The following is a 23,920-nucleotide window of genomic DNA, read 5'->3' as shown; positions in this document are numbered from 1 at the left end:
CTCCTAACGATGAACGTGACGCAATGCGCCGTGTCTGGAATAGGATTCTATTTGCGTCAATTCACTTACGATCTGACCCGGCGTGTGCCAGGATATCGCTTCAGCAAATGCCTGGTTACTCTCGAATACGCGGGGGCGGATGCCGAGTCCCTCGAACAGGCTAACGCCAGGTGCCGGGTCCAGACGGCAACCATTGACAAATAGAGCGTCGCGCTGGACCGTCACATCAAACGGATCGGCCGTCATCCCCCAACCGTGGGGGACCACGAGCGCATCCCGGCGATCCGCCCAGCTGGTAACGTTCGATCCGCCAGTGGCTGGTTCGAACCACATCAATGGGCGGCCCACTGTACTAAACACCAACACAGGTTCCCCAGGTTCGCATAGGAACGCGCCAATGGCCGCAGATGATTTAGTGGGCATAAAGTAGTGCTCTTTATGCCACTCACCCGTCACATCGCTGGCACCGTCTAGGAGAAGTCTGGCAATAAGGCGATGCCGGAGCCGATTGAAGGGCACCAACATTTCCGATAGCTCGGTGAAAGTGAGCGCGTCTTCCCCGACAAGGAAGCGCATCGGCCGTGGCCCCTCGGCCTCCCGGATGTTTTTGGCGTACCACGTCCCTGAGCGAGGAAACAGCCCGTTGTACTGATCCTTGAACTCCTTCTCGTTGCTGTGCAGGACCAGCGCCCACCCAGCGTCCGACCGCGTGAGCGAGATGAAGTGATTGCCGGAGTCGAAGTTCCAAAGATAGCTGGACTCTTCGACGATGGTGCGTCGCGCGGACTCCACCGCCGCAGCATTAAGAATCGGACCGGGATCACCGGCCAAATCAAAGACGCTGGTGGTATCGATATTCATCGTCACGTCGACCGGAACCACCGGAACAGAGCAGTCCCACTGCACCACGCAGCCAGTGGCGAAACCTCCCCAAAGCCGGAGCGCGTCATAGGGCGGTCCAACATCGGCAGCCGGCGTGATGACACAGTCGGCAGTCGGGTCAAGGGTTCGCAGGAACCGACGTAACGTTTCTTCCGTAGCCGCAAGATGAGTGAACAGTGACCGTTGGGCCGCGTCCCCCTCAACCGGTGTGCGGCGAAGCCCCACCGTATTCAATCCGAGAGCGCCTTGCTCAGCTTCTCGCGCTGCTCCTGGGTGAGTTCTATTCCAGCCGCCCCGACCCAGCCGTCCAACTGGTTCAACGTTCGGGCTCCGACGATGCAGGACGAAATCCGGTCATCCGCCAGCGCCCAGGCGATTGCCACCGCCGGGACCGTTGCGTCCACCTCGTCAGCGACCGACCGAAGCTCGTCGACGATCCTCTCGGCCTGAGCGAGGTATTCTCCCGCAAAGAATCGATTCCTGGCACGCCAGTCATCCGGCGCGAGCCGCTCCGGACTGAAATGTCCGCTCAACAATCCTGATCCCAGCGGGGAGAACGCCAGTGTCCGCGTCCGGAGTCCCGCGCACGCGTCCAGCAGTCGCTCGTCAGGCGGGCGCACAAGGCTGGCCGGAAGTTGGACATAGTCAACATGGCGGACCGCCGCACACCGCCGGTACTCGTCATCGGACACATTGCACAAACCCAAGGCGGAGGCGTAACCTTCCTCGGCTAACTGAGCGAGTTGTTCCCATGTCTGTTCAAGGGGCGTGGACGATTCGCGGTCCGGCCGGTGAACCTGAATGCAGGCAACGTTATCAACGCCCAGACGGCTGAGGCTTGCCTCGATCTGACCCCGCAAGTTAGCTGGTCGCAAGTCAGTGAATACTGAGCCGGGCGACTCGTCGGTCCAGACGCGGCCAACTTTAGTAAAGATCGCCGGTCGCTCATCCGGTGGCAGATCCCGAATGGCTCGCCCAACCACTCTTTCTGCATGCCCTGTCCCGTAAGCGGGTGCGGTATCCAGCCACGTCACTCCACGCGAGCGAGCGGACCGGATAAGGTCCATCGATCTGTTGTCATCGACCGGCCCCCAGCCAAACTCGTAGGGTCCGCCCAGCGCCCAGGTGCCTAGGCCCAATGTCCCGATCATGCGTCGACCAGCTCAAAGTCTTTGACCACTCCGCGGTGCCCATAACGTGGGCTGGGTGACCCCTCTAGAATCAACGGAGAGCCCTGGAGGGCCTGCAGATGGTTGTAGAATGCCGCTCCCGATCCGACGTCCACACCTTCGCGCGTAACAAGTCGGCGGCCACTTTCATACCTAAGTTCCGACGCCCCGGGATCAAAACCGATCCTGAGCATCGCAACGGTACGTTCTGAGTAAGCTCGACTCACGACGGCGTGGCGCCATGGAAGCAGTGGTGGTGACACGTCCATCAAAGCAGCAAGATGACGGCCGGGGAACAGGACCACGTGTCCAGCCTCGGGTTCAACTTGTTCCACGCGCCCCTCCTTCGTCTCGTACACCAGTCTGTCAGTCGCGGAAACTCCCTGTGGCTGCTTCGCGAAGTCTTGCAGGCACAGGAGGGTCCAGAGTGTCGCATCTGTATGCCAAATGTGACGCGTGTTAGTGGACGACGATTTCTTCGGCACGCCTTCCTCCTCGTTGCCTCGCGAAATATTGGTGCGGAGAATCACGCCGTCGTGGTCAGTGTCCTCGAGGAAGCGACGGGCGAAGTCGAGCTCCGGCTCAGACGCGAGGGCTCGTGACACCGTCCCAGCCAGATCGCCCAGGATTCGCGCGGCCTCATCGAGCGTTGCTACCGGCGCACCCACCTCCGGTCGCAAGGGGTTCGTTCCAGCGCGATGGTCCCATGTCTGAACGTGACGTAATCCCGAGACTTGACCATCATGGGTGGACGGCCGGCCGTTGGGGTCGTTCGTGGCGAAATAGTGGAAGCCTGATCCCAGTCCGCCAACATCGCCGGGGACGCATACCTCGGGGCGGAGCGCATTAGCATCCCGCAGTTCCGCCATTGCCCATTGGATCAGTTCGGTGAATCTTCGGTTCCGATCCGCGCCTAGTGCGAGGCGGACGAAACCGCGTTCAGCGAGCTGGGAGGCGATCCCGGCAGACTGTATCTGGTCAACGATCCACATCGTGTCCTGCTTTCCCTCGCAACGAATGAGGCCCCATCTCCTGCTGGTAACAAAACAATTGTGAGAATGCCCGGCGGTACCGCCCAAAACACATCTCAACAGAATCAACACGCCCGCGCCACTAAATTGCGCCGACGACATTGTGCGAGACAAAATATGACGCTGCCGACGGGAACGCATTGCAAGCCGGGGAACATCACGCTTTTGCGAAATATCTCGGCATTCCCATGGATGGGGTTTACAGGCATGCTGGCTGCCAGTACTGCGCGGTCCGCATGCTGCGTCGGCTCGCAGACAGTAAGCCACGCATAGGCTCAATTGGTTTTATCGATGGGACGCGCTTTGTTGTACCGAAGTCCACGGCCCGTATGCCTCCGTCCATTACAGTCGCCTCATGGATGCTGAGTTCTGGGTTGCGGTCGCCGCTGTCGTCATATCGGCAGCTGCTTTGATTCGCGGGGAGATTCAGCAGCGCCGTGGAGGGCCTGAGGCTGCCCGACGACGCGCCGTGGATAATGTAGTAAAGCCTTAGGTCCCGTCGTGGCTGTCATTGAGCATGCTGACACCAAGATGCCGCCGAGCACTGAAATCAGCACTGTCATGCAGAACTTCGAACGTGAATGCCTACGCTGGGGACCAATACTCCCCACCGGAGCAAGGCACCTCCGAGTCAGTGGGCGGCAGGCGATGGCCCATTGTTTCGGTCCTCCCGCATCCGGAGCCATCGACCCCAAAGCTGCAGAAAAGCCTGCGCATCCTTTCGACAGATACTGGTGGGACATCAGCACGACCTATCTGGAACACGCAAGGAATTGCCTGGGTGCCTGGCTGATAGACGACCGCCGCAGCCGCCAGATGCGACTTGCTCCGTACTATCTCTGGCGGCGCGACGAAGACGACGCTGCCAGAGTTGGCTATTCTCAAAAGCCTGCAGTCGTACCCATTGACGACTGAGTCGTTCATTGGTTCTGGACGCTACTATTGCGCCATGCACCGATCCGGATGGGATATTCCTTTGCCACAGCACCCTAAGCCACTGAGCGTTTTACAGTCCAATGTCTTGAAATGGGTCGATGACGGCTGTCCGGATGGCATCTTCGACGGCTATTCACATCGGATATCGGCCCGAGCCTTGGCGGACGATCGACACATCACCATTACCGGCAAGGGTCCGACCTGGACCGCCAAGATCACACAGCTGGGTGTGGAGCTGCTCAAGGGTATCGATTACTCCGATGCCAACAACCAAACCCTCCAATCGGAAGCCGACCTGACACGGGAGGGGCCGGCCCTGGACAGAAGTCCCGGCAGCGGTCAGAGCCGTAGCGGCCGCACTGCGTGAATTCCCGAGTACGGACATAAGGGCCGACGGTACTCGCGCCAGGCCCTAGCTCACTTCCGGTTCGGCCCGCTCCTGAATACTGCGAATCGCATTTCGCACCGTCGCCGAGAGGTGGTCCTTATAGCGATCGATGATCTGCGTCATGCCGTCATCCTTCGGAGCCCCTTGAGCGTGCGCGACCACGGCCCGGGGCAACTCGGTCCCACCGCTGTCCAGCATTGTATTCAACAAAGCAGAAGCCCTGGCCCCTGCGATGCCACGAGAAACCCAGCCGGCAAGTCTGTTTGCCACAATAGCCCTGGTACTTGTGTCATCCGATGCGGATAGCGCTACGAGCAGTCCAAATTCTTCGGCCTTTTCCCGCCGAGCGATGATGCGTGCGGCGGAGTGCTGCTGCCCGGAGCTGCCGCGCATGAGCGTCCATATGTCTTCTTCAGTCACAGAATCTGGATCAACCGCAAACAGGGCTTCAGCGGCCAGACCACGAACATCCGCCCACTCGCCAAAGAGCCATTCACCCTCCCCGCCTTTTTCCGTCATGAGGCGGCGAAGGGGCGCGGCGAGCCGTTCGCTGTCTGCCGTGATCTTGAGTGATGCACGCCCTAGCACGGACAAACAGCCCACGAGATCGTCCTTGGACACACGGGACTCTTCGAGGAACTCCAAGAATGGTTCCCACAGGGCAAGCTTGGGGTGCCAGAGGTTGAGTAGAACGAGCGTGCGGACGGAGTTCCCGCCATCGTCGTACGCCAGCCCGCCGGCCATAGCAGTAACATGCCTGACCTCGCTGGCCAACGTTTCGAGCATTCCTCGGACAGCGGGTTCGGTTAGCGACTCCACGTCGCCAAACCTGCTTAGTGCGGTGTGATCACCCTTCTCGATGTCCTTCAGTAGGCTTAGGCGGTAGTCAGTGTCATCTCGTGCACGAAGCTTGTCGATCACCTGAGTGAGGGCTGCGTGGTCGCCGGCCGGCCGTGCAACGAGCTTTTCGATGTCTGCTGTACCCGCGACTCTGTCGGCAACAGCGAAAAACTGAGCCGTAAGTCTGGGCAATCAAATGGTCGGGCTGCTCCGGTAATGCAGCAAGCCACTCCAGGAGCTCATTTCGCCCGGTTTCACTTAGGGCGGGGACCACTGGAGCTAAAAGTCCGAGAAGCTCGATGGGGACGTGGTATCCCGGCGAATACAACTCGCCAAAAGCAGGCAAGTCCGAAAGGAACTTCATACACCATTTAGCGGTCGAGTCTGCAATATCAGGCGTCAGGACGTCTGCGGCTGACTTCAGCAGTGCCATGTTGGAACGTATGGTCGTCTTTGTTGATTCTGCGAGTTTCACGGCCTCACTGGCTGACCGGGCGGCTTCCGCGGGACCTTCAAGGACGACTCGACGAACTGCATCCCTGAGGGCTTTGTGATCGCCGGCCCAGCGCAGCATCGTCAGTGATTGGGCCACCTCAGATACCTCTGATTCGTTGCCCGTGCGCATTAACTGAAGCTTCGCAAGTCTGGCGTATGAATGGTTCCAGCTTGATTGGTCGCCGATCAGACCCGCGATGAGAGAGCTGGCGCGCAAGTGATTCCAGGCTGCGTCTTCGAAGCCGACTCTACGGGTTGAGTCTCGGGACCATGTGCTGAACTGCTCCTCAAAGTTCGAGGACAGCCCCCAAGCCGTAACCTGTGTCCTCCACCAAGATGCGATATTATCGCTTCCTGTTATGACGTCTGAGAAGCTCCTAGCGCCAAATGGCGAAGACGAGAAGACGATCCAGGAAGCTGCCCCACACAGCGCAGTCAAGGTTGGGTCATCGGGCGCGGAATTCCTGCCCTGGAGTGCTTCCAGTGCGACCTTTTTGGCTTCGTCGCGCCGGCCCAGTTCGTTCAAGCACCTTGCACGTTGGACTAACAGCCAAACATGGTCCTGCGGTGAGGCGTCGTCGTCGGCGAGGACCTTGTTCAGCAAGGCAAGGGCAGTAGACGCTTCTGCACGTTCCAGAAGAGCTGTGGCCCATGTGCAGACTGCAGCCACCTTGTCCGAAGCCTTTTCGGCCGAGTCCAACGCATCTTTAAACGCTGCCGGCTCCTCGGTCCTCAGGTACGATTCGAGAGCCGTGACGAACGCCCAACCCCACAACTTCGACTTAGTACGCGCGCTGGCATCGGGCATTTTGTTCTCAAGATCTGTCTGTCTGAGTAGCACAAGGGCAGCAACCGCCTGCTCGGGCTGGAAGGCCTTCGGGAGGTCATTTCGGTGCGGTGCCACCAGCCTGGGCACTATCAGTGCGTGCCTGAGAAGATCGCCGGCAGCGAGCGTTTGCGCACCGCCCCAGGCGCTCCCCTCCCATGGAATGTGCGGCCTTCCGCTCGTTGCGACCTCGATCAGTTCCCTGTTATGCGCTTCGTCAACAAGCTGATGCACAGGGATAAAGATCTTCTTGCCTGATCCTGCCGCTACCAATCTTTCACTCGTTACATGCACCCAGTACGATTCCGCTGTTTCCAGGTCATGAAGAATCAGGAAATGGGGAGCGGTGTGCCGAGTCCAGTAGTCGAAGTGGTCTTTCTTGGCCGATTCGTAGTACCACCACCCAAGGATTTTCCCGTCGGCGTCGCTCTCCGGGCTGCCGAAATAAGTGTTTGGACCCTTGGTTTCGCTGGTCGTGACCCGTGCTCCTGCGACCGTGTTGAGTTCAAACCTTCGCTCGTCTCGCGGCTGCAGCCAAAGGTCCGTACCCAGATCGTGATCGGGATTAGGGTTGGCACCCCAGCGAAGCTTTTCGAACTGACCCTTGACGGCGGACTGGCCCGGCGTCCCGATTACTTCAGTCTTACCTGCGCGCATTTCTCCCCTAGGTCCTTGGCCATTTGGCTCCTGTTAAGGCTACATAACGGGGAACAGCAGGTGCCCATGACGCGCACGCAAAACCGGGCGGCCCGGTGGGGCACGCTTATGTCGAAGACTACCTAACGGAGGCCGCGATCCGAGAAATCATCTTGGATGCAGCGGAGCGTTTGAATTCAGCTCGCCGACACCGGGGAGCGAAGTTGTCACCATCAGAGCGGGTAGTCCTTGGCGTCGGGCCAGGGCTCTTTCCAGTCTCGGTTCTCCGGGTGGCTGGATAGCCATTGGCGGATGTTGATCAGTACTTCGTTGACGTCGTGTAGAAGGTCCCGTTGCTTGCGGATGAAGGTGCGGTCTGTCACGTTGGTGCGCAGCGCGTGGGCGGGTTTCTGCCGCGCCATGCGAACCTCCCGTAGAGGCTTCAGCGCCCATTTCGCAGCATGGGCGTTCACATGGTTCATCGTCATGAACAGCTCAAGCCGGCTTAGGGTTCCGAGACGCTCCTTTTTCTCGTTGACCCGTGGAACCCTGGCCTTGTCGAGTGCCGCGCCGTCAATGTTGTCTGACAGGAGCTTGTCGAACGAGTGAATGAAGTGGTCCCATTCCCGCTGGTCGGCCCGGAGGATCCACCCGAAGTCGTCGGGCAGATCGTGGGACCGGAATAGACGTGTGGCCCACACGTTCTCGAAGAGGTCGCTGATGGCCTTGATCTCCTGGGCGAGGCGGGCGAACGGTCCGATGCCGTCCGGCCAGTGGCCCATCTGCGAGGCGTACCAAACCGGGTGAGGGGTGTTTCCCTCTTCGTGGACCTGGAAGCTCGCCCAGCGCTGCTGGTGCTCGGGCGTCAGGTCGTCCAAGTCGCCGTAGAAGGCGGCGACGCGTCGGACTATCGGGGAGTCCGGGACTTCCGGGTCGTACTGGCGCATGTCGTAAGCGAAGCCGAGGTGTATAAGCCCGACTCTGTCCTTCTTCGGTTGGTCCTCGTCGTCGTACGCCTCGTCGGACAGCCCGAAGTTGATTCCGAAGTCGCCCATGCCGAACCGGTATCGGGCATCGTTGCGGTAGCCCTCGAGCACGTCCGAGCTGAAGAACGCGAGCTCCAAGGTGGACCTGCCGCGCGCCATGGCCCTGGCGAAGGGTGCGTCCTCGAACTTTTCGGGCAGCTTCATTCGCTTCAACGCTTTCATCTTGGGGTAGAGACAGACCCCGTAATCGTCATCGCAGAGTTCGCGAAGCTCTTCGATCTGCTCGGCTATGGTCCTCCGCGAAGGCCAGGGACGGATGTGGATGTTCATGTAGTCGCTTGGGCCAACGACTTCGATCAGACCGGCATTTGCCAGTTCGACCGCTGCCTCGATCTCGTCGCGTGAGTTTCGGGTGGTAGTTACATGCAGCCCATTGAAGTCCCGCGACTCCATGTAGCGTCGCTTCACCTTCTTCAGCATCCCTCGCGCGGAAGCGGAGAGGTCTTTTTTTACAGCCATGTCGATCTAGCCGTTTTCCCCGGCAAAAAACTTGGCTTCGCCGGGTTGCTCCGGAAACACGTGCTCGGCCGGAGAGGTGGTCGCCCCGTCGACGGACACAACTACACACCGGTCCAAGAACTTGGCGAGGACGCTCAGTGTCGCGAGCTGCTCGAGTCCATCCTGCTCGGTGAAGTCTTCTGCGACGTGTGTCGCCGGGTTCCGGATCACCATGTTGACACCGGGCGCGAAGCTCAGCAGGCCGGCCTGCATAGTTTTGACATCTTGGTCGTCCGGGTCGCCGGGCCAGCGCAGCCGGGGCTTGCCCTCCTGTGGCTCGGCGGCGGCGAACGCCTGCTGCCACAGAGAAGTGTCACTTGCGTTGTTCCGACCCGTGAGCTGCTTCATTTGGCCGCTGAGGGCTTCCGCGGCAGCTGCAACTCCTTGCCGGAGGTGGCCATCGTTCCAGAGACGTTGGGCTGCGGCCCACACCAGAGGATGCAAGAGCGAAGGCTCGATCGTCGGCGATGAGAGCGCCTCGGCCTTCGCCTTGAGACCCTCCAGCCGACCTGCGGCTTGGAGGCAGCAGCCCCGAACGACAGGGGCGTCGAGCAGCGGCTTTGGTTCGAGCATCCTCTGCCAATTCACGAAGGGGTCGAGTACCCCGGCTCCCTGGACTGCGAGTCGGACGCCGGTGACGCCGCTGAGATCCATAAGCGCCCCGGCGAGGCGGTTCAGCTCATCAGTGAGCACCCGGACGCGTGCCTTGTCAGGGCTGTCCTTCGGTAAGACAGCAGGAGCCATCCCAACGGCCATACCCCCGAACCCGGAGTTCTCTACGTGGTGCGTCATGAACTCCTCGAACGTCCTCGAGAACTCGTCGAGGCGTTTCGCAAGAAAGTCCAAGTACTCGCCGTTCGTCCGGACGTCCATCTCTCCCCCAGATTTCGTTGTGGCGGTCATGCCTCAAGTCGTCTCTCGCGGCTCATAAGTCACCTGCCACAAGTCTGCCGGACTTGCGCCGACTTTTACGAACTGGTGGCCGCCGGGCTCCAAGCGCATTGAACGTCTATTACGGTTCCACGCCGGGCAATGACGGAAGTGAACGTATCCCGAGGTATGACTGTCTTTCGACGGGGTTCGATTGCCGATTGGGTTGTACGGCAACGATTATGACCCATCGACGCCACCTCTGAACCCCTCACCATCGTTTACGCGGAATATTCCCGCCGCGACTCTCTGCTGATGTCATCGAAATAGTTTGGGGCGCCATTGCTGTAAGAAGAGAGGTATGAATGCCACTTCAAAACGACTTCCGGCTGACTACAACTGGCGCGCCGCCTTCAAGAAAGCTGACGAGCTTCTTCCGACAGCATCAGGGCCCGCGAAAGCTGCGCGTGGTCGCGAGTTTGAACGGATCCTCCATGGCATGTTCGACGAGTCAGGATTGGAACCGCGGCTAGGCTACCGCCCAAAGGGCGAAGAAATTGACGGGTCCTTCTGGTTACACGGCCGTACGATGCTCCTTGAAGCGAAATGGACTGCGGACGCACACCCTGCCTCCAGCCTCTACCAGTTTCGGGGCAAGGTGGACGGGAAACTCGTCGGCACCCTCGGCTTGTTTGCGAGCATGGGTGGCTTCAGTACTGACGCCGTTGATGCCTTGATTGCTGGAAAAGAACTGAGTCTCATCCTGATGGACGGGGACGACATCAGGATGGTTGTCGATGGCCACATGACAATTGCCGAAGCGATCAACCTCAAACTAAGAGCGGCTGGAGAGTTCGGGACTCCGTTCTTTCCTCTTAGTAAGTTTCCCGCTCATCCAGGGCAACCCGGACAGGAGGTTGTTTTGGTCGAGGGACGCTTCGACGCTCGGGTGCTCGAGATGATTCGGAAAGAGTATGGCGACACCAGACCCGTAACGATTCTGCCTGCCGGTGGCCCGGGAAACATGGTCCCACTGGCGAAGGCATTAGCAACTGAATTCGACGGTGTTGGCGGAATAACTATGGTTGTCGACGGCGATGGGCTTAAGCCTCGCATCGAGAGCGACCTGCGCGAAGCTGTTGCAGGGGCTGTCGACGGTATCGCGGCTTCGATAGTAGTCGCACACCCCGATCTGGAAGCAGTGCTTGGTCTGGTCCGTTCCGATGCGCCTTGGAGCGATCGCCGCTACCTCCGGCAGATTAACGATGATCTCTTGTTGAACACGATCCAACAAGCAGACGTTCTGACCCGAGCAAAGAACAACCCCACCGTCTCTACCATCCTCCGTTCCATTGGTCTCCATGCCGTGTAACCAGCTTGAAAACGAGTTTTCTGTGGGGAATGACCTGGGTTTGGGTGAAGGGGGTCTTGACCCTTGAACTCGATGCTCCTCGGCTCCGTGCCGACTTCGATGAGCGCGGCAGGTTCGTCATCATTCAGCATGGGCTCATGCTCCCATCCGGCCCCTCCCGACAGTTTTATCGATGGGAAGCGAGTTCTTGACCGGGGTCTACGGCCCCCAAGCCTCTGTAGATTACAGTCGCCTCATGGATGCTGGGTTTTGGGTTGCGGTGGCCGCTGTCGTCATGTCGGTAGTTGCGTTGATCCGCGGGGAGATTCTCCAGCGTCGTGGAGGGCCTGAGGCTGCCCGGCGACGTGCCGTGGAGAACGTGGCGGAAGCCCTGGGTGCCGTCGTGGCTCTCGTGGAGCATGCTGACACCAAGATGCCGCCGAGCTCCGAGATTAGCCCTGTCATGCAGAACTTCGAGCGTGAATGCCTACGTTGGGAACCCATGCTCCCCACCGGGGCAAGGCACGTCCGAGTCAGTGTGCGGCAAGCGATGGCCCATTTTTTCGGTCCTCCTGCATGCGGAGCCATCGACCCGACAGCTGGAGAAAAGCCTGCGCATCCTTTCGACAGATACTGGTGGGACATCGGCACTACGTATCTTGGCCATGCAAGGAATTGCCTGGGTGCATGGCTGGTAGACGACCGCCGCAAGCGCCAGATGCGACTTCTTCCCTACTATCTTTGGCGGCGCGACGAAGATAACGCTGCAAGAATTGGCTATTCTCAGAAGCCGCAGGTCAAATCCTCTGACGACTGAGTCGATCCTTGGTTCTGGACGCGGCTATGCGCCCGGACCTACTGATTGGACATTCCTTTGCCACAGCACCCTAAGCCACTCAGCGTTTTACACTCCAAAGTCTTGAAATGGGTCAATGACGGCTGCCCGGGCAGCACCTTCGAAGGCTACTCGCATCGGATAGCCGCCCGAGCCTTGGCGGACGATCGATACATCACCATTACAGGCAAGGGTCCGACCTGGACCGCCAAGATCACCCAGCAAGGTGTGGAGCTGCTCAAGAGTATCAATGACTCCGATGCCAACAACCACACCCGCCAATCTGAAGCCGAACTCTTCATAGAGAGGCTCATTGCCGCCGGCGGCGTCCTGGAGGTCGACGGCGGCTACCAGCATGCGGCAGCAAACGATGCCCTGATCCGTGACGTCATGAAGTCAGCTCTGCGCCCGAAAGGCTACAAGCTCGAGATAACCAGCGTCGGGTCGTGGCAGCGACCAAAGTACGAGGCGCGTTGGGCGCGTCATTTCCCTGATGATGTCGACGAGCGACCGGTCCCGATTCCGGACTCGGTGGGCAAGCACCACCCGGTCGCCAAAGTATTCCGGGACTGCACATCCGGGGTGTCGAAAGAGCACGTCGCCCGTGCAGCCAGGCTGTTGCACGCACTGGCCACGGAAAGCACAGGCCGTGGCTATGAGGTCACACTGCCGTCGAGCCACAAACGCACCGACACTCGGAGACCCACAACTCTCGATGGCGACATCGCCATCACGATCGGCACAACCACTGTTCCATTGTCAATGCGGGAGCTCCCCCCGAACGGCGGCGCCGCACGGCCATACATCCCCAAATACAACCCCCGCAACCAGTCCTGGACGCTTGTCAACAACACCGATTTCGTATCAACGGGTCGGCTCCAGCTGGACTTGACACAAAAATACTCAACCAACGGGCGTCAGGAGCGGTTTCGCGACGGCAAGCGCCAGCAACTCGACGCCGCCCTGCCGGGCATCCTTCGTGAGATCGAAATTCAGCATTTGGAAAACGAGTGGAAGCGCGAGCAAGCCCGCCTCAAGGAGGAGGAAACGCAGCGACGGTGGGAAGCAGCCATGAAGCGCGCCCGCATACAAATCCTCGTTGGATGACGTGAGGGCCGGTGCCGATGTATTCAAGGTAACGCCGAGCGCAATGGCTGTGCGGGCGATGCGGCTCGGGATGATCACCCCCGAAGTGGCTGCTTCCCATCTGCAGGAGCTGAGACGCGAATACGCGCAGCGCGCGAAGACGCAGGCGCGGCAACCGAAGGCCGTCAATGCCGTGCGCAAGTACAACGGGCGCGAGCTCTCGCGGCGGATGCTCGAAGTGCTGGACGCGGGGCAGATCTCCAAGAGGGAATTCTGTCGGGTCGTATGCCTGCGCCACATCAAGCCCCACCAGATCAACGACTTCCGCGAGGCTCTCCGATGAACGGCTACGGGTACGTGTACGTGATCGACAACAACGCCCTGTCGGTGGTCAACCGCGAGCACCGAGGCAGCGACTTCTTCAAACAGCACTGCCGCATTCCAAGCGAGGTACTCCACGAGGCCGAGGGGTTCCCTGACATCGAGGAGCTGAAGCACCTCGAATGTCCAACCACCGCGAGCGTCCTCGCACTGCTCACCGAGGTAATGGCGTCGGTGCCCGTCGGCGACACGAAGCTCGTGGATCTATACGCCAACCTCGGCAACGCAGACCCCTTGGTCGTCGCCAGCACACTGGACGGCCAACGCAGAGACGCCGCGACGCTGTTCGGCCCAACGTGGACCGTGGTCTCAGGTGACAAGGCCGTGCAGGCCAAGGCGAGAGAGTTCGGACTCGCGGTAAAACTAATCAGGAGTTCCTCATGGTCCTGGAGGGCGCTGGGGCCGACGCCGGTGGTTAATGTGAAAAACGCGGCCGGTATAAGCGACACATCCATCGGGCTTATCCTCGTTGTGGCGATCAAAAACTCGACTCTGATGCGTGCAGCCGGCACCACAAAAATGTTCAGAGTGGTGACCGCTCGTGATCCTTCACAATTGTGCGAAGCCAGTCATCGAGCGGCTTAACCGCCTGAGGGACGTTCTTGCGTGTGGCAAGGTGCTCTCTAAGGAGAGCCGACGGCAGGTGCGGCTTGGCTTTCCCCGACTTCTTGCCGGTGGAGTTCCACCCCTTCGAGCCAAGCCAGGCCGCCAGGTCCTCTTTGCCTGTGACCCCTGACCCATATTTATCAGACGCAGCCTGGTCAACCTCGTTCTCGCCCGCTGGTCCGAGCATCTCAGCGAGCTTCTTCTGACCGATGGTGTCGAGCAGCAGGCCTTCAAGATCGGATGCCAGAACGAACGCATCCCACATTGCAAGGCTGCGGTTCAGACTCGCCTGCTGCTCAAGTGCATCCTTCAAGTTCGATACTGTTGTATCCGCCAAACCGTGCAAAGCCTGAATCTCACTTTGGGACGGAGCAGGATCTCTGGCTTTCAGGATCTCCAGCAACTTTCGCTTGCCTTGGCCGCCTGGCTTGTGCACTCCGTCTTTGTCAGTGATGACGTAGGCGCGCACGCCGAAGTACTGCGCGAGACCCACGAGATGCTTGATCGTGTCAATGCCCGACGCTTCGATGACAGCGATACCCATGGCGTAATGGCCGCCCGCCCCGCCGGTGATGCGAGCCAGAAGATGGTCAATCAGGAGCTTGTCACCATGACCTTCTACAAGGACAACTGAGTTGGCGAAGACGAGCTCACTATTTGTTGCGTCGCAGTACCTGGTCAGCCGGCCCTCTTCCGCCTCTGACAGCTCCTGACGACGCGCAGTGTACGTGGTGCCACCTGAACTGAGCGGAAGCCGCACGATGCGGCGAACCGAGAATGAATCCACCAAGACGGGGCTGTGGGTAGTCACAAGCAGCTGCGCACCTGCTGAGATGTCCCGTAGGATCTTTGCCATCGCCCGCTGCGTCTGCGGATGGAGGAAGGCTTCAGGCTCCTCTATCGCGAACACCACGTTACCACCCGCCTGCTGGCTCCGAGAGGCCACGTACCGAAGGATCCCGAGCACCATCGCGGACTGGAAGCCCGTACCCCGTTCGGAGATCGAGACCTCCACCTCGTCCCGGCTGGTGATCACTGCCTCTTGAAGCATCCCTCGAAGAGCATGCCTAGAATCAGGCAAGGCGATCCCAAGCTCACGCTCCCGAAACGGAAGCTCCGTCGCCACGGCGGCCATGGACTCGCTCAGAACCTTATGCACAAGGTCCTCAACTGGTTTGATCGCGTCCTCGAACTCCTTCTGCAACTGACTCCTGCGCGAGCCACCCGATCTTACGAGCACGCCCTCGAGCGTCTCGTACAGCCTGACCAACGATTGGTCGTTCTCGCCCTGCCCGGATTCGCTTACGCGGACGGACGGGATCTTCACGAAGCTGAACGATTGCAGTACCGCCTTATAGAGCTCACTCGCGCGGGTAGACTTGCGACTCGCTTCGTAGGTGATCTTCCCGCCCCTTGAGCATGAGATCTTTATCCAGAAGGTGCCGTTCTTCAGAACCGCGTCGGCGAACAGCTGCTGCTCGGCCTCGGCAAGTCCCCCGAAGTGCACCACGACGCTCGACATCATCCGGGGGCCTCCCTGCACGTAGTACTCGTGCAGCGGCTTCAATCGCAGCAGATCCGACCCTGTCGGGTTGGCGAAGAAGGTCTCCAGCACCCGCAGCAGCGACGACTTCCCGGCGTTGTTCGGCCCGGCAATCAGCTGCAGCTCCGGATCCAGCTCAATGCTCAGTTTCTCGAACCCAAGCAGCCGCTCTACGTCAACGCGATCTATGTGCACGCGGTTCAGTCTACGGTCATAGCTGCCGAGGAACGGGAGCGACGACCGCCTGCAAGCCAAAAAAGCTCGTGCTCAAATTCAGCCGCTGGCCAGCAACGACGAGGATGGACTCGGATAGCAACTCCCAGAAGCCACCCACGGCCTTCTCTGACTGGCAGTTTCCACGCAAACGCTGACCTCGCACCACTTACCCACTTACGGACGTAGACCCGGGGGAGTGCACACTTAAGCGTGCATGCGGGCTGAACTGCGGTTATGTCCCAAAACGGGCATCTCGACTAGGGGACCCTGGCTTACTTCTCGTGGGGCCCGTCGCTGTCCCCGAACCTGAGCGCCGCATCTCGACAACCCTTCAGGACTTCGAAATTGTGCCGCTCGACCTCGGGGTCGTAGTCGAATGCCATCCGCAGCGGCGACATCCGTTCGAGCACCTCCTCATGGTTCAGCTGAGCCAGCCACCTGGCGATCTGCGGTTCGCTCGGGGAGCCATCTATCATGCTGATCATCTCGGCCAGATCGCCACGCGCCGATGCTGCAGCCAAGGCCTTTTTGTGGCGTTCCCCGGCCGATGTCGTCGAGCCCGCCGACATCGCCTGGCGCTCGTCCTCATGTCCGACGGAGATCTCGTAGCGCATCGGAAGCCCAGGCTCGGGTGGCTCGGTTCCTGTGATCAGGCGCGGAACGGCCTGCGTGCGTACCCAGTGGGCGATCTCCTCCAGCCCCTGGATCAGCACCGGCCACCGGTCAGTACCCGGCCGATTGATCCCGACTGTCGGGAACAGGGTGACGGGGACCTTCGTGCCGATGGGTGTCTGGGCGATGACCTCGCCGACACTCAGCGGTTCCTCGGGCCGAGGAGCAAGATCACGGATTGAACGGAGCATCCGGTCGTCCTCGTACATGGCAGCCAGGCGGACCGCGGTGACCACCGGCATCCTGTGCTTCGCATGGTTGGTGTGCAGCACAAGCCGGGCAAGAGGATGGGGCTGTGGCTCCATCCGAAGGTGGAACGGCTGCAGGGCCTCCAGCCGTCGGGCGAGCTCTCCCCGCCCTCGCAGCGACGGAGGACCATTGCGGGCCGCTTTTTCTTCCAGTCCTCAAATTTCTCCCAAGTGTCCGTGGCAGGCACTTCGACCAGTTTGGCCGCCTTCGCGTCGAGGGGCGCATCGTCCAGGAACTCGGCCTCTGCGAAAAGGGTGTGTTCGAGCGCAGCCCGCAGCGTCACGAGCGCGTCGGCTACAAGGAGCGGCACTTTCCGTGGGATCGGAGCCACGCGCCCAACGACTGTGCAGCTGAACGCTGCGGTCGTGGGCACTTCGACCAGCCCAAAGATGCCGTCGGGCTGCGTCTGGTAGGCGAACCGCATTGCGGAAACCTGTCCGACAAGCTCCTCTGCATGTGCCAGCATGGCGGCAACGCCGAGGTGGCGGTCCGGGAGCCAGTCATGCCTCACGTCGGTCTGCGCTCAGCTCTCGTCGACCGGCAGGTGGATGACCTCATCGCCCGGGTCTTCCGGACCTGCTGGCGGAGCCGCGCTCGGGTGGTCCTGGTACAGCGCGTCGGAGGCGCTTTGGTCGTAGGTGTCGGAGAGGCCTGCACCCTTGGTCCCGAGGACCTGCTCCCAGTTGAATCCCATACACACGACTTTATCGGCCGGTATCGAACTCGCGAAGGATCGCCTCGACGCGCGCGATCAGTTCATCGGCGCGCTTGAGAATCTGCTCTTCCTCCTCGCGCGACATCTGCCGCCTGGGGCTGGCCGGCATCGCAGGTGCAGCAGGCACCGGCGCAGGTGCGGGCTCCGGACCGTCGAGCAGCAGGGCCGCGGCACTGATGACCGCCGACAGCGAGGATGGGTGAATGGAGCGGTAGGCATCGATCCATCCCCAGCGGTCTACGGCTGGCAGCATGCCGACGCAGAGGTGCCAGTCTGGATTGGGGTCCGGCCGCCGGTGCCGGTGCGCGGGGCCGTCTTCGTCGCGGCAGTTCCCCAGGGCCCGGACGGAGCCGTGCGACCACCCGCTGTTGGTGCCGATCACATCGAGCCACGACCAGGTGGCGCATGCCGGACAGGCATCCCCTTCCGGGGCGACGCCGATCTGTCCGCGCACCCGGTGCATTCCGTCCGGCCGTAGTCCCAGCGCCCCCGCCCTGTCCAGCCCGAGGCCTCCGTGCGAGGCAGGCGCGAGCAGCACCGCCGCGAACAGCATCCGCCGCAGCCGCAGCCGCAGCCGGAAGACCCGGTGGGTGCCCGGGTGCTGGATGATCGCCGTTGCGCGCCGGATCAACCGCTGCAGGGAATCGGGGTCGTCCCGGTGCCCGCGCGGCCAGGCTGGGGCGACGGGATCTTTGGGGGCCAGCCGCCGGCGCAGCGCCGCGAGCACAGCCTGGGACGGCTGCGCCTGCTGCGAGAAACGCGAGAGCGATACCTCGTCGAGCCTTCAGGCAGGCACGCCCGTGACGGAGCACCAGTCGGTCCAGAGGTCAGGAAGCGCCGTCGTCATCCTCCTGATTCTCCCACCGTCGACCGTCGGAGGGGCCCGTCAGAACAGTCAGCGCGTCACGCGACGGGTACCTCCCTCCATGGCCCGATAAGCGCACTTATCATAAACGCGATGACCAGCGATGCTCCTCCGCCTTCCTCAAAGCAAGTCTCGAGAATGCGATTCCCGCTCTCGGTCGGAGGGTCCACGCTTAATCCGCCCGGCGCGAGCTGGTCATCGCCATCAGCATTAAGGGGCCAAGTAGCAGACAAAGGTCTGCGGGACGCAGATTCTGTGTTCTCGTGCGCCGTTCGACTTCCAGGCAGGCGGAAGCCATCAGACTCGTCGTGAGAGAGTGCCTCCGCATCTCCCAGAACCGTCCCGGACGACGAGAGCCCAACCCGCGACGGTGTGGCGTCAGCTACATTGACCCACTTGTCGGGTCCTGCAAAAGGTCGAAGTACGCTGTGCCAGGGTTCCAGTCGATGGGATGCATCAACGTTCCCGCAGACGGGTTGAGCGCGCTGTACATCATTCCGTTTCCGGCGTAGATGCCTACGTGGCCCCAGTTGTATGGTCCTTGCGGATTCTGCACCACCAAATCGCCGATCTGCGGGTTGTCGATCATCGTTCCAACTCGCCATTGCTCCGCACGCGGAAGCTCAATCCCGACCTGTCGATAGACCCACTGAACGAATCCGGAACAGTCCCATTCTCTGAATGCAGTCCCGCCCCAGACATAAGAACCCCCGACGCCCATCTTGGTGAAGCGAAGAATGTCCTGGCGGATCCGGCTCAGACCGTCAGCCGAGACACTGTCAGAGATCACGGCGGGACCGACCTTGCATGAAGGAGCGGGCGCGGTCCCGCTAAGGGCATCCACAATCGCGGACGCTTGCCGTTCCCATCGGTCGTACAGCTCCGGAAATGCCGAGACCTGAACCGCCTGTGCAGCCTGTCCTTTACTCAAGGAACCCCAACCGGGGATATCCAACAACCCCCGAGGGCTTCCGTGATTGGGCCCCGACGTCCCTCCATAGAAGGCTCTGGCGTTGTAGGTAATATCCATCAATTCCTGAACACTCCCCCACCCGGCGGCAGGACGCTGCTGAGCCGATCCGACGGAGTCGTGATCGCTGCCGACTCCATCGTGCGGGTAGTTGAAGGAGTCGGGGACGTTGGTATTGGCAAGCATCCGGAGACTGGACTCTTGCAGAGACATCATGATGGCGATGACCAGTGCCTCTCGAGGCAAGCCGAGTCCTTTGCCGACCGAGACGTACCCTTTAGCGACATTCACCTGGGCCGCCGACAGCCCGGCGACTCCAACGCCGCTTGGCAGGTCGAGCACATCGGGATCGCCACCAGCACCAGCCTTCGCGCCAGGGACACAAGCAGCGGCCGCCGTCGGACGGTCCGCCACCAAAACAACCGCCACCGCACTGGCAACGACAGCAAATGCGAGCGCGACCACCGCAACGAGAGCTGAGACCAACCTAAAGAGAGTGCGTCGTCGGACGACAACGACAGCAAGTCCGGGATGAGGCATCAGTAAACGATTCGGTCGGATGACGCGTAGAACGCGACGATCACGCAACGATCGACAGGTGCTGTCGGAGCTGGAGGACAGTTAACCATGACGCTGACCGGTGCGGAGTACGTGTTGGTACTTGCCGAGGTGTGATCCTCGACAGAGAGTCGCACAGTGCAGACATGAAGCCCCGGCCACGGGGAGGGCCGTTCGCGCACCTTGACCAGCTGCTCGTCACACGTCAGCGACTCCGACTTCGCTTCCCGAAAGGCCCCTTGGCCCGCCAGAGTCACGAAGGATCCAGCGTCTACCCCAGTGGCCTCAAACTCTTGAACCAGAACGGTCCATGGATTGGAACCATCCGGAAGCAAGACCCAGAGATCGCGCATCCTGCCGTAGACCTCTGAATAGGACGAGGTCCTCGTATCCCACGTGTAGATAGCCTCGGCAGCGGCAGAGGCAACTGCGCGGAAATCCGTCGGCTTGGGCGCAGGCGAACCAGCTGAAGGTTTCATTGTTCCGGAAGGTTTTACCGACGGCCGCGGCAAAGCAGCGGATGTGCTCGGCGCGGCGTCCGGAGCAACGGGAGGAGCCTCCGGCTGCGCCCCAGTGGCTGGCCCCTTGGACGGCAGTGCGATTAGCAGAGCCAATGAGCCAACGAGAAGAATCATCGCCAGTCCAAAGACCCACCGACCTAAACGAGCCCGAACCCCGTTGGCCTTGCGAATGCTCATGATCACCACCTCGAAGGCATTGCTTGTCAGCTACGGAGCAAGGGCACCGCCGACTAGAAGGAGGCCGCCCTGCGGACTACGCGCCAAGCGGTTTGGTAGAGGCGACGTGCGGTGCCGATCTGCACAGCAACATAGCGATCGGTGACGCCCAGCTTCCCGGCCAGTCGAGCAATCGCTGCTTGCCGTTCCGATCCGTGAATGTCTGGAAGAACTATCGCGTTGGCGACCTCCCGCAGGAGGATACTTGGAAGGCACTCAACAGCACGCTGACAGAGTTGGCCGATATCGCCAATGCTGCCCGGGGCGACATCGAGCGCCAAGCTGACTGTCTTCGCCGTCTGGCGGACGGCAGTCACCGCGTTCCAGCGACGACGGTCGTGCGGCGTGGGGAGCGCATATTGGCGAGGTGCGGTGAGGCTTTCAATGGCCGTCCGCCACGTCGGTGCCGGCACAGCTTCTCGAGTCAGCTGCAGGACCATAACCGCCCACTCATGGTCGATGATCTCTTGGTTTTCGGGATTGTCCTGCGCTATGAGGATCGCTGAGAGGCGTCCCCATAAACCCGAAACCTCGTCGCCCGTGGGGTCGAGCAACAGAGGCAGCGTCTTGTGGTTCAGCTCGCGGCGGGTGTGGGCGGCGCAGATGTTTGACGTCACCCCCTGGACCCACGCTTCAAAGGGGACCCCAGGCAATGCGCGGTAGCTCCCTCGGGCTACCCCATTCCAGACAGCCACACGGATGTCCTGCAGGACGTCGTCAACATCGCACGACCGTCCGATATGAGCCAAGTGAGAAACGACGTAGCGCCGCACCCCTTCAACCGCTCCCATCATTTGGTCAACAGACACGGACAACATCGGCTCCGGCGGACCAGTAAGCGAGATGTCCACCTTTCCGGGACGTGACTGCAGTTGTTCAGCCTGCTCAATGTTGTCGTTTAGGCTCATCGCCCTCACCGCTTCGAATAGCTACTGTTCACTAACGTTCGCCGCACTGCAGCAACGTTGTCGCGGCCAAGCCTACTCAACCGCAAATCAAAGCATCTAAAATTTATTGTCAAAGATACTTTAAGTATCGTCAAGAGTGCGGTTCTTACTTTTTTCATGTTGTTCGGCAAGAATTGAGCCATGCCACGGATTACGCAGCCTCACGACGACGCCTGGTCACCCGACGTCGAGGCAGCCGTGGCCACCTTTGGAAACAGGGCACGGAACGAGATACTGAGGTTCCTCACGACTTTCGGCCCTGCGACGCGCGGCGACATCGTGGATTCCGTCAGCGCAGGCGAGCCAAGTGTCGCAAAGCATCTCGTCGCCCTGGAGCAAGTAGGGGCGATCGTCGTCGACGTTCCAGCCGGGCGCCGCCACGGCCGTTCTCCGCGGTACTCAGCGAATCCCGCTCGCATCAAGGAGCTGCTGGACGCTCACCTTCGCTATGTCCTGGAGGAATAGCTGCCGCCCTTTCTCCATGTGGGTGGAGATCGATGTCTTTGTTCAGATACTCGGAGATAGCGCGCAACGTCTCCGGGGAGACATCCCCCAGCGCCCTGACGGCAAATGACTTCACTCGGGCCGCCCTCAACGACTTCACAAACTCCAACTGTGAATCGATGCGTTCGGGAATGTCGCCTTCCACGCCGTTCAGCAGATAGGAAGGATCGACGTCGAACATCTCGCAGATAGCGGTGAGCAGCTGAGGATCGCTGACCAGACGTCCAGTTCCATCCTTCATATAAAACCACCTGGCCCGGGAGATCTTGACGCCCCGGGATTGTAGGCCGGCCTCAACTTCCCTGAAGGTGACCGGCGACCCCCTCTCAGCAACAACGACGTCCAACAGGAGATTCAATCGCCGCGCGAGCATTGCCTGTGGTAGCTCGCCGTTGCGGCTAGCGTCTTTCGCCGGCATGCTCCACCTTCCGATCGACTACCTCCCAGGAACATGGCTCCTTCGCCATCAGTATTCCGCGCGCGCCGTACCGACACAATCAATTGCAGTTTGAATCTGTTGTACGGATGACTGCAGGCGTATCCTAGTGCTGTAGACCCGTCTACAGCAATCAACCTTTTCACTCCGAGCCGCGGTTTGCATGTCGACATCCATCCTGATGAACCGAACACGCACCCAGATACTCCGCTTCTTGATAAGGAGCGGGCCGGCCACCCGTACCGTCTTGGCTTCAGAGCTCCAGACTTCGAAGGCCACCATTCGACGTCATCTCAAGCTCCTCGAAATAGCCGGCCTCGTTCATGACTTGGACGGTGAGCGCTTCGCTGCTCGGCCCGCGCTTATTGAGAGCCTGCTCATCGAGTTGGCCGACCAATACTCCGTGCAAATGCCTCCTGCGACGCCACCGCTTGTTCAGGACTAGTGCCAGCCAACGCGAGGCCGTGGAACCAGTTCTCAACGGAGTGCTCCCACTTATCAGGGTCGAAATTCCACTCGAGGGAGTGGCCGACGGACTCAAACTCCACCAAGCTGACGAGGTCGGGCCGCACCGTCGCAGCCCTTTCGGATGCTTCGAACGGGGTGGTGTCATCCTTCCTGCCATGGAGGATCAGGATCGGCTTCTTCAGCTCCGACGCCCGCGCCAGCCAGTCCAAGGTATCTAGGCATATCGGTTCAGCAAGACCGGTCACCCAACGAAGAGCTTTGGACTGAAGGATGGCGAACCCCAACTGCACGATCGGGCGAGGCAGCCCGGCGGCCTTGGCGTTGGCGCGCAGGGTTGTCCGCCAATCGAAGACAGGGGCGTCGAGAACCATCCCCACTATTCGAGGAGCGTGCGCTGAAAGGGCTGCCGCTCGTAGGGCTAAGGCCGCGCCCAATGACCACCCGAAGATCACGATGCGCTCAGCGCCTTCGGCAACGGCATAATTGATAGCCGCTTCGACGTCGCGCCACTCGGTTTCGCCGAGTCGGTACCGCTTATCGCACGACGGCGGTGCGTCGCCGTCATTTCGGAACGAGACAACCAGCGAGGTCAGTCCCAGACGTCTGGCGACTGGTATGCCTCGAAGACAACCAGCTCTCCTGCCCCCCATTCCGTGGATATGGATCGCCCACGTCCCAGCCCTGTCAGAAGGAGGTGAGTCGAACCTCCAGGCCGGAGCCACGCCGTCGTCGACGGTAATCTCAACGTCTCGGTACGGCAGGCCTAGTTGTTCGGGTTCGGAGTAGACGTAACCACTCCAGATCCCTGCCGCCGCTTGTGCGAGGTTTCCGGAGTCCACGCGCTCCACCACGCGGGTGAGTGAGCCTCTGTCCTCGCTGGTTTCAACCACTGGACCCAAGCACGCATGGCCGGCCCCCTGCGCAAACCATAAGCTGTGTCGTCCAGCAGCCTTGGTGTGGTTGGTTGCCGGCAGTTCAATGAAAAGTTGCCCATCGCTGCCGGGGTACACCGACCGAATGGAAAGGTCCTCGCGACGGCCGTATTTGGGTACGACTACTCTGCGTGCAAAGTACGCAGATCCACACAGACCCGCCAGGAGCGTGACCCATCCCATCGTCAGTCCAGCATCGACGGCTAGCTGCCTATTTGTCACCGACACCGTT

25 protein-coding genes are annotated in these 23,920 nt (G+C 60.7%); 9 read left to right on the top strand and 16 right to left on the bottom strand.

Annotation, left to right across the window (positions count from 1 at the left end):
- Positions 1-3: 3 nt before the first annotated feature.
- From AUR_RS19840 to AUR_RS19830, 3 genes are read right to left on the bottom strand one after another with little or no spacing between them, the layout of a single operon-like run.
- Positions 4-1,116, bottom strand: a complete 1,113-nt coding sequence (locus AUR_RS19840; RefSeq protein WP_128397305.1) for a hypothetical protein — start codon at positions 1,114-1,116, stop codon at positions 4-6.
- Positions 1,113-2,033: an aldo/keto reductase gene (locus AUR_RS19835; RefSeq protein ID WP_062096286.1), complete on the bottom strand. Its 921-nt coding sequence runs from the start codon at positions 2,031-2,033 to the stop codon at positions 1,113-1,115. The genes AUR_RS19840 and AUR_RS19835 overlap by 4 nt, the downstream gene beginning before the upstream one ends.
- Positions 2,030-3,043 carry a hypothetical protein gene (locus tag AUR_RS19830; protein ID WP_062096284.1) on the bottom strand — a complete coding sequence of 338 codons (1,014 nt, stop codon included), beginning with the start codon at positions 3,041-3,043 and terminating at the stop codon, positions 2,030-2,032. Before AUR_RS19830 ends, AUR_RS19835 begins: the two co-directional genes overlap by 4 nt.
- A 540-nt stretch (positions 3,044-3,583) precedes the next feature.
- Here AUR_RS19830 and AUR_RS19825 point away from each other — a divergent pair.
- Complete coding sequence (locus AUR_RS19825) at positions 3,584-3,997, top strand: hypothetical protein (protein WP_128397304.1); 414 nt, start codon at positions 3,584-3,586, stop codon at positions 3,995-3,997.
- 106 nt (positions 3,998-4,103) lie between these two features.
- Positions 4,104-4,385: a hypothetical protein gene (locus tag AUR_RS19820; protein ID WP_062096283.1), complete on the top strand. Its 282-nt coding sequence runs from the start codon at positions 4,104-4,106 to the stop codon at positions 4,383-4,385.
- A gap of 45 nt (positions 4,386-4,430) precedes the next feature.
- Here AUR_RS19820 and AUR_RS19815 read toward each other — a convergent pair whose 3' ends face one another.
- The 4 genes from AUR_RS19815 to AUR_RS19800 form a co-directional block, all read right to left on the bottom strand.
- Positions 4,431-5,327, bottom strand: a complete 897-nt coding sequence (locus tag AUR_RS19815) for a hypothetical protein (protein WP_062096281.1) — start codon at positions 5,325-5,327, stop codon at positions 4,431-4,433.
- Complete coding sequence (locus tag AUR_RS19810; RefSeq protein WP_062096279.1) at positions 5,299-7,224, bottom strand: DUF4365 domain-containing protein; 1,926 nt, start codon at positions 7,222-7,224, stop codon at positions 5,299-5,301. Before AUR_RS19810 ends, AUR_RS19815 begins: the two co-directional genes overlap by 29 nt.
- A 212-nt stretch (positions 7,225-7,436) precedes the next feature.
- The gene (locus AUR_RS19805; RefSeq protein ID WP_062096277.1) at positions 7,437-8,708 is read right to left on the bottom strand and encodes a hypothetical protein; all 1,272 of its coding nucleotides are present in this window, start codon (positions 8,706-8,708) and stop codon (positions 7,437-7,439) included.
- Between the two features lie 6 nt (positions 8,709-8,714).
- A complete protein-coding gene (locus tag AUR_RS19800; RefSeq protein WP_062096275.1) occupies positions 8,715-9,650 on the bottom strand; it encodes a TIGR02391 family protein in 936 nt (311 codons plus the stop codon).
- Between the two features lie 328 nt (positions 9,651-9,978).
- Between AUR_RS19800 and AUR_RS19795 the strand changes: the two genes are divergently transcribed.
- The 5 genes from AUR_RS19795 to AUR_RS19775 all read left to right on the top strand — a co-directional run bounded on the left by AUR_RS19795 (position 9,979) and on the right by AUR_RS19775 (position 13,855).
- Positions 9,979-10,989: a restriction endonuclease gene (locus AUR_RS19795; RefSeq protein WP_062096273.1), complete on the top strand. Its 1,011-nt coding sequence runs from the start codon at positions 9,979-9,981 to the stop codon at positions 10,987-10,989.
- A gap of 235 nt (positions 10,990-11,224) precedes the next feature.
- The gene (locus AUR_RS19790) at positions 11,225-11,785 is read left to right on the top strand and encodes a hypothetical protein (protein WP_128397303.1); all 561 of its coding nucleotides are present in this window, start codon (positions 11,225-11,227) and stop codon (positions 11,783-11,785) included.
- Between the two features lie 102 nt (positions 11,786-11,887).
- On the top strand, positions 11,888-12,910 hold the full coding sequence (locus tag AUR_RS19785) for a hypothetical protein (protein WP_128397302.1): 1,023 nt from the start codon (positions 11,888-11,890) through the stop codon (positions 12,908-12,910).
- A complete protein-coding gene (locus AUR_RS19780) occupies positions 12,903-13,232 on the top strand; it encodes a hypothetical protein (protein ID WP_128397301.1) in 330 nt (109 codons plus the stop codon). The genes AUR_RS19785 and AUR_RS19780 overlap by 8 nt, the downstream gene beginning before the upstream one ends.
- Positions 13,229-13,855 carry a hypothetical protein gene (locus AUR_RS19775; RefSeq protein WP_128397300.1) on the top strand — a complete coding sequence of 209 codons (627 nt, stop codon included), beginning with the start codon at positions 13,229-13,231 and terminating at the stop codon, positions 13,853-13,855. The genes AUR_RS19780 and AUR_RS19775 overlap by 4 nt, the downstream gene beginning before the upstream one ends.
- Here AUR_RS19775 and AUR_RS19770 read toward each other — a convergent pair.
- From AUR_RS19770 to AUR_RS19745, 7 genes are all read right to left on the bottom strand, one after another.
- Positions 13,794-15,614, bottom strand: coding sequence for an ATP-dependent nuclease (locus AUR_RS19770; RefSeq protein ID WP_062096264.1), 1,821 nt, complete (start codon positions 15,612-15,614; stop codon positions 13,794-13,796). The two genes, AUR_RS19775 and AUR_RS19770, sit on opposite strands and share 62 nt — an antisense overlap.
- A gap of 293 nt (positions 15,615-15,907) precedes the next feature.
- Positions 15,908-16,579: a hypothetical protein gene (locus tag AUR_RS20430; RefSeq protein ID WP_206616295.1), complete on the bottom strand. Its 672-nt coding sequence runs from the start codon at positions 16,577-16,579 to the stop codon at positions 15,908-15,910.
- 500 nt (positions 16,580-17,079) lie between these two features.
- Positions 17,080-17,250 carry a hypothetical protein gene (locus AUR_RS20375; RefSeq protein WP_164888713.1) on the bottom strand — a complete coding sequence of 57 codons (171 nt, stop codon included), beginning with the start codon at positions 17,248-17,250 and terminating at the stop codon, positions 17,080-17,082.
- Positions 17,251-17,260: 10 nt separating this feature from the next.
- The gene (locus tag AUR_RS19760) at positions 17,261-17,998 is read right to left on the bottom strand and encodes a hypothetical protein (RefSeq protein WP_062096262.1); all 738 of its coding nucleotides are present in this window, start codon (positions 17,996-17,998) and stop codon (positions 17,261-17,263) included.
- 520 nt (positions 17,999-18,518) lie between these two features.
- The gene (locus AUR_RS20670; RefSeq protein ID WP_164888712.1) at positions 18,519-19,592 is read right to left on the bottom strand and encodes a C40 family peptidase; all 1,074 of its coding nucleotides are present in this window, start codon (positions 19,590-19,592) and stop codon (positions 18,519-18,521) included.
- A 53-nt stretch (positions 19,593-19,645) separates the two neighbouring features.
- A complete protein-coding gene (locus tag AUR_RS19750) occupies positions 19,646-20,143 on the bottom strand; it encodes a hypothetical protein (RefSeq protein WP_082694567.1) in 498 nt (165 codons plus the stop codon).
- A gap of 272 nt (positions 20,144-20,415) precedes the next feature.
- Positions 20,416-21,309: an RNA polymerase sigma factor gene (locus tag AUR_RS19745; protein ID WP_062096258.1), complete on the bottom strand. Its 894-nt coding sequence runs from the start codon at positions 21,307-21,309 to the stop codon at positions 20,416-20,418.
- A 180-nt stretch (positions 21,310-21,489) separates the two neighbouring features.
- On the opposite strand from AUR_RS19745, the gene AUR_RS19740 reads away from it, so the two are divergent.
- Positions 21,490-21,813, top strand: coding sequence for an ArsR/SmtB family transcription factor (locus AUR_RS19740; protein ID WP_128397298.1), 324 nt, complete (start codon positions 21,490-21,492; stop codon positions 21,811-21,813).
- Here the strand turns inward: AUR_RS19740 and AUR_RS19735 are convergent.
- Positions 21,767-22,270 (bottom strand): hypothetical protein, encoded by a 504-nt coding sequence (locus tag AUR_RS19735; protein WP_062096255.1) that lies wholly within the window; start codon positions 22,268-22,270, stop codon positions 21,767-21,769. The genes AUR_RS19740 and AUR_RS19735 overlap by 47 nt on opposite strands.
- Before the next feature lie 181 nt (positions 22,271-22,451).
- Here AUR_RS19735 and AUR_RS20880 point away from each other — a divergent pair, with 181 nt between their 5' ends.
- Positions 22,452-22,733 carry a helix-turn-helix domain-containing protein gene (locus tag AUR_RS20880; RefSeq protein WP_082694566.1) on the top strand — a complete coding sequence of 94 codons (282 nt, stop codon included), beginning with the start codon at positions 22,452-22,454 and terminating at the stop codon, positions 22,731-22,733.
- Here the strand turns inward: AUR_RS20880 and AUR_RS19725 are convergent.
- On the bottom strand, positions 22,666-23,916 hold the full coding sequence (locus AUR_RS19725; protein ID WP_062096254.1) for an alpha/beta hydrolase family protein: 1,251 nt from the start codon (positions 23,914-23,916) through the stop codon (positions 22,666-22,668). The genes AUR_RS20880 and AUR_RS19725 overlap by 68 nt on opposite strands.
- Between the last annotated feature and the right edge of the window lie 4 nt (positions 23,917-23,920).

Source organism: Paenarthrobacter ureafaciens (assembly GCF_004028095.1).
Classification (GTDB): domain Bacteria; phylum Actinomycetota; class Actinomycetes; order Actinomycetales; family Micrococcaceae; genus Arthrobacter; species Arthrobacter ureafaciens.
The sequence above is the reverse complement of the archived record's forward strand: the minus strand, read 5'-3'. Positions and strand labels throughout refer to the sequence as shown.

Excerpts from the sequence above, each read along its gene's own strand:
- AUR_RS19795 (WP_062096273.1), top strand. The coding sequence starts at position 9,979 with ATGAATGCCACTTCAAAACGACTTCCGGCTGACTACAACTGGCGCGCC.
- AUR_RS19750 (WP_082694567.1), bottom strand. The coding sequence starts at position 20,143 with ATGAAACCTTCAGCTGGTTCGCCTGCGCCCAAGCCGACGGATTTCCGC.
- AUR_RS19805 (WP_062096277.1), bottom strand. The coding sequence starts at position 8,708 with ATGGCTGTAAAAAAAGACCTCTCCGCTTCCGCGCGAGGGATGCTGAAG.
- AUR_RS19790 (WP_128397303.1), top strand. The coding sequence starts at position 11,225 with ATGGATGCTGGGTTTTGGGTTGCGGTGGCCGCTGTCGTCATGTCGGTA.
- AUR_RS19800 (WP_062096275.1), bottom strand. The coding sequence starts at position 9,650 with ATGACCGCCACAACGAAATCTGGGGGAGAGATGGACGTCCGGACGAAC.
- AUR_RS19775 (WP_128397300.1), top strand. The coding sequence starts at position 13,229 with ATGAACGGCTACGGGTACGTGTACGTGATCGACAACAACGCCCTGTCG.
- AUR_RS19745 (WP_062096258.1), bottom strand. The coding sequence starts at position 21,309 with ATGAGCCTAAACGACAACATTGAGCAGGCTGAACAACTGCAGTCACGT.
- AUR_RS20375 (WP_164888713.1), bottom strand. The coding sequence starts at position 17,250 with ATGGGATTCAACTGGGAGCAGGTCCTCGGGACCAAGGGTGCAGGCCTC.
- AUR_RS19835 (WP_062096286.1), bottom strand. The coding sequence starts at position 2,033 with ATGATCGGGACATTGGGCCTAGGCACCTGGGCGCTGGGCGGACCCTAC.
- AUR_RS19740 (WP_128397298.1), top strand. The coding sequence starts at position 21,490 with ATGCCACGGATTACGCAGCCTCACGACGACGCCTGGTCACCCGACGTC.
- AUR_RS19830 (WP_062096284.1), bottom strand. The coding sequence starts at position 3,043 with ATGTGGATCGTTGACCAGATACAGTCTGCCGGGATCGCCTCCCAGCTC.
- AUR_RS20880 (WP_082694566.1), top strand. The coding sequence starts at position 22,452 with ATGTCGACATCCATCCTGATGAACCGAACACGCACCCAGATACTCCGC.
- AUR_RS19735 (WP_062096255.1), bottom strand. The coding sequence starts at position 22,270 with ATGCCGGCGAAAGACGCTAGCCGCAACGGCGAGCTACCACAGGCAATG.
- AUR_RS19810 (WP_062096279.1), bottom strand. The coding sequence starts at position 7,224 with ATGCGCGCAGGTAAGACTGAAGTAATCGGGACGCCGGGCCAGTCCGCC.